The organism is Pseudanabaena sp. 'Roaring Creek' (assembly GCF_001402795.1).
GTDB lineage: Bacteria > Cyanobacteriota > Cyanobacteriia > Pseudanabaenales > Pseudanabaenaceae > Pseudanabaena.
Window position 1 is genome coordinate 1 of sequence record NZ_LIRE01000100.1, and the last position, 4,518, is coordinate 4,518.

3 protein-coding genes and 1 tRNA gene are annotated in these 4,518 nt (G+C 40.7%); 1 reads left to right on the forward strand and 3 read right to left on the reverse strand.

Translation table 11 applies throughout. From position 1 onward, the window contains the following. The first annotated feature begins 147 nt into the window (after nt 1–147). On the forward strand, nt 148–2,259 hold the full coding sequence (locus AC805_RS03250; protein ID WP_055074085.1) for a bifunctional diguanylate cyclase/phosphodiesterase: 2,112 nt from the start codon (nt 148–150) through the stop codon (nt 2,257–2,259). Nucleotides 2,260–2,539: 280 nt separating this feature from the next. Here AC805_RS03250 and AC805_RS03255 read toward each other — a convergent pair. The 3 genes from AC805_RS03255 to AC805_RS03265 all read right to left on the reverse strand — a co-directional run bounded on the left by AC805_RS03255 (nt 2,540) and on the right by AC805_RS03265 (nt 4,295). Continuing rightward, nucleotides 2,540–2,611 (reverse strand) — tRNA-Asn (locus AC805_RS03255). A 228-nt stretch (nt 2,612–2,839) separates the two neighbouring features. After that, on the reverse strand, nt 2,840–3,769 hold the full coding sequence (locus AC805_RS03260; protein ID WP_055074086.1) for a DMT family transporter: 930 nt from the start codon (nt 3,767–3,769) through the stop codon (nt 2,840–2,842). A 262-nt stretch (nt 3,770–4,031) separates the two neighbouring features. Beyond that, on the reverse strand, nt 4,032–4,295 hold the full coding sequence (locus AC805_RS03265; protein WP_009628234.1) for a hypothetical protein: 264 nt from the start codon (nt 4,293–4,295) through the stop codon (nt 4,032–4,034). Between the last annotated feature and the right edge of the window lie 223 nt (nt 4,296–4,518).

A 4,518-nucleotide genomic window follows, 5' to 3' on the forward strand; every position in this document is an offset into this window, starting at 1 on the left:
TATAGTTGTTTTAAATAACTTGTAGACGGGCTTCGACTTCGCTCAGCCCTCGGTGTAAGCTAGCTGAGCGAAGTCGAAGCTGTAGTTTTTATTTGAATTATCTATACTCAGTCACTTAATTTATTCATAAATGTTTTGTGAAAAAATATGCAAGAACATTTGTCCGAGACATTATTATCATTATTCAATTATGCAAATCGCCTTGGAGAATCAGAAACATTAACACAGCAGCAATTAGATGATTTACAAAATATTAAATCAATCGGAGAGACCCTAGTTAATTACTTAGATAATACCGAAAAAGAAATAAATATTCTTAAGCAGAGGGTCAGACAACTAAATCAAGCTAATCTCATCAGAGAATTTAGCGATGAAGATAGAATTTATACCTTAATAGCCTTGATCTTTGCCCATCTCAGACATTCGATCGATATCGATGAGCTTCTGGAAACTGCGGTTTGGGAAACATCCCAATTATTACAAAGAGATCAAGTAATTATTTGTCAGTTTACTGAGGAAGATGTTCAGCCTATTCAATACGAATCTGTTAGCGATCCGAGCTATTCACTTCTAGGGCAACCACTTCCATCGATTTACACCAATCCCTCATGGCTAGATCGTTTGCAAAAATGTGTTAGCCAAGTTATTCATGATATCAATGATTCAAACATCGATCCCCTATTTGCTGAGTCCCTGCGCAGTCTCAACATACATGCAGCGATCGCTGTGGGTATCCCGATGGGAAAAAAACTATGGGGACTCCTAATAGTTCATCAATACAATAATGCTAACCTTTGGCAAAATTGGGAAATTGAATTGCTAGAGAGACTGGGAACCCAATTAGCAATTTCGATCCATCAAATGCAACTGCTGGTTAAGTCCAACGATATCAGAATCGAAAGAGATCAAATAATTGCCAAGTTGCACCACAATCAACTTCACGATCCGTTAACGGGTCTTCCAAACCGCGACTCATTTATGGAGTCCTTAGACATAGCATTTGCCAAATTTCAAACTGACCATAATTTCAATTTTGCTGTTCTATTTATAGATTGCGATCGCTTTAAAACCATTAACGAAAGCTTTGGCTCATCTATCGGCAATGACCTCTTAAAGGAAATTAGTAATCGGATCACGATCCATCATAAAGCCAATTATGTTATCTCTCGGATCGATAGCGATGAGTTTGCAATTCTGGTCGAGAATATTAATAGGGACATTAATGGGGACGAGCCTACGGGGGAAGAACTGGTTATTTCCTTAGCCGATCAAATTTTAGAGGGTTTGAAACAGCCATTTCTAGTTGATGATTGCCAACTCTTCATATCTTTTAGTATCGGTATTGCAATTAGTGACCTTGAATATATCTATGCCAATGAGATTCTGCGAGATGCACATATTGCTATGCATCATTCTCGCAATCTGGGGGGAGGTGGAAAAGCGGTATTTAATGACAACATGAGCCAAGGGGCTAGGGTAAGGTGGCGATTAGAATCCGATCTACACCAAGCGATCGTGAATCATGAGTTTTATTTACTTTATCAACCGATAGTTTCATTACATCAACATAAGTTAACAGGATTTGAAGTTCTACTGCGTTGGATGCATCCTATACAGGGTTTAATTTCACCCTTAGAGTTTCTACCAATTGCTGAGGATAGTAGGGATATCATCCAAATTGGTTATTGGGTTTTTGAGACAGCCTGCAAACAGTTACATCAATGGCAGCAAAATTTTCCTGAAATGGGAGCGCTCACTTTGGGAATCAATGTTTCGACGATTCAGGTTATTCAACTCGACTTTGTGGAAAGAATTCAGGCGATCATTACGGACAATGAAGTTTTGCCTAGCTCGATCAAACTAGAAATTACAGAATCTATTTTGATGGAAAATATCGAAGTTTCTTCGCAAAAATTAGAGCAACTGCGAGATATTGGCGTTCAGGTATACATCGACGACTTTGGTACAGGTTATTCATCCTTTAGCTATTTACAAAATTTACCAATCGATGTTTTAAAAATCGATCGCAGCTTTACCAACAGAGTTGCTACCGATGCGAAAAGCCAAAGAATTATTCAATCAATTTTACGCTTAGCGAATAATCTCGGTATGGGGGTGATTATTGAAGGTGTAGAGACCGCTCAAGAGTTAAATTACTTTGAAGGGCTAGGTGGCAGTAGCATTGAAGTACAGGGCTATTTTATCTCCCATCCCCTAGACATTCAAAAAGCAACTGAGTGGATTCAAGCATCTATGTAGCCCTGTTTTTATTAGTGCTAATATAGCTATCGCTAAATGTACTAGGACATAAAGCCCAAGAATTGACTGGCGGCGCGAAGCGCCGCCAGTCAATTCTTGGGCTTTATGTCCTAATTCAAGTGACTGTAGATATAAAATTGAAAATGGCATAGCCATTTTCAGTTTTGGTATTAGATCCCCATTCTTTTGTGGAAAAAATGGGGCTTCAACTCATTTAGGATTGCTATATCAAATAAAGAGAGAGAGTTTATGCGTTGCATAAACTCTCTCTCTTTTATAACTCCCCAGGCGGGATTCGAACCTGCGACCGATCGGTTAACAGCCGATTGCTCTACCGCTGAGCTACTGAGGAATGTAGCTGTTTTGCTTTGTTTATTACTTCAGCGTTAATAACTATAGCGTATAAATGTGCCATTGATGCAAGCTTTTTAAAAAAAATCCAATATTTTTTTTAAAAAGCTTGGATTTCCTATAGGAAGCCATTTTGAGGCGCAGAACCTTATACCAAACCAAAGATGAGTGGTGGCGCAAAGCGCCGCCACTCATCTTTTGAAAACTTTCAATGTGATATAAATCCGAATTAATTACGCAGATTTGTTCCTAGAGAGGTTGTCATGGAGCCAACCACCACCGCGATCGCCCCAATCCACCCCAAAAAACTTAAGGGCGATGGGGATAATAGTTGAGGCACAAAACTTGGCAAGATACTTGAGGCTGTGAGGGTCACAATTGGGGCAAGGGTGAGGATGACGCTTACCCGTGATGCTTCCCAATGCTCAAGAGCGGCGGCAAATGCACCATAGGCAATCACCGTATTTAAGGCGCAAAATATTAATGCTAATAGATGAATTCCTGAAAGAGTTAGCAATCGTTCGGGGTGAGCTAGGGGTGAAAATAGCACCGCCGCACTTAGGTATAAGCACAGTAGTACCGAAGTGGAAGGCAAATTTAGTAAGAGTTGCTTTTGCGCTAGCCCATAAAAAGCCCAAACGATCGCCCCAAGGACGAGTAAAGTATTGCCCCACATATAGCTATTGAGGTTAATTACTAGCGATCGCACCTGCTCGTGAGAAAACAGGACTAACCCGCAGATGAGAATCGCGACCCCCACCCATTGCTGATAGTTGTATTTCTCTTTAAAAATCATTAACGAGGCTATGCCCATCATCATGGGCGCTAACTGGGTGAGAACTTGAGCATTATTGGCAGAAGTTTTACCTAAGCCCGTTAGAAATAAAATATAGTTCAGGGACAGACCTGCTACCGCAACTAGAAATACTGGTAGAGAAACTTTTTTTAACTGCTGCCATGTCGGTAGCTGTCGCCTTATTGCCAGATATCCCCCCAATACGACCCCTGCAAAGGTAAAACGAAACCAAGTTACTGTAAAAGGATCTAGTTGTTGAAGGACGATCTTAAGAGCGATCGCCAATAATCCCCATAGTAAAACCGTAAGCAACGATAGCGCTAGACCTAAACGCGATCGCCCCGAAACTTGATGTAGATGCATAGTTTAATTACGAAAATTTATAAAAGCCTTGTCAAGCAAGGCTTTACCAAACAAACCTTCTATAATTCTATCCCTGTCATCATTTAAAGAGTGAGGCAGCGCTTTACACTGCCCTATGCAGCCTATATGTATTCCCATAGGCGTGACAGCCTGAGTTAGCTATATATGACAAATCAAACCCCAAAATATGAGTGGTGGTGCTTCGCACCACCACTCATATTTTGGGGTTTCTGTTCCGAGCAAAATTTGCCTTGATATTTAGTTAAGAAAACATTTCGACACTTGAGGAGTAAATTGGCTCAACATGGATCGCAATAACGCGTTTAGGGCGGACAAGTAAAATTTCATTTAGTTCGGCTCTCACGGGAATGGGCATCAGATCGTCCTCATTTGCTTTTGCCTTAAACTGCGATGCGTACCAAGTTTTGACTTCTTCGATGGTCATAAATTTGGTTGTTACCTCTTGTCCACCTTCTAGCTTTAAATGCACGATATATTCATTAGGCTTTTTGGGTTCTCTCGCCATTTCAATTTACTCCGTCTAAATTTCACGTCATCATGCCGAATTATAGCAACCGTCAAGGCGGTTGAGATCCAAAACCCCAAAAGCTACAATCCCGATCTCGGTTTTGATTTGTCATATAGTTATAGCCACTTAGTCTCTTGCGGATAAAAAATGTCCCACCCAGTTATCTAGCTTCGACTCCGCTCAGCTAACGTTGGCTGAGCGGAGTCGAAGCCACAGGTAC

Excerpts from the sequence above, each read along its gene's own strand:
- AC805_RS03250 (WP_055074085.1), top strand. The coding sequence starts at position 148 with ATGCAAGAACATTTGTCCGAGACATTATTATCATTATTCAATTATGCA.
- AC805_RS03260 (WP_055074086.1), bottom strand. The coding sequence starts at position 3,769 with ATGCATCTACATCAAGTTTCGGGGCGATCGCGTTTAGGTCTAGCGCTA.
- AC805_RS03265 (WP_009628234.1), bottom strand. The coding sequence starts at position 4,295 with ATGGCGAGAGAACCCAAAAAGCCTAATGAATATATCGTGCATTTAAAG.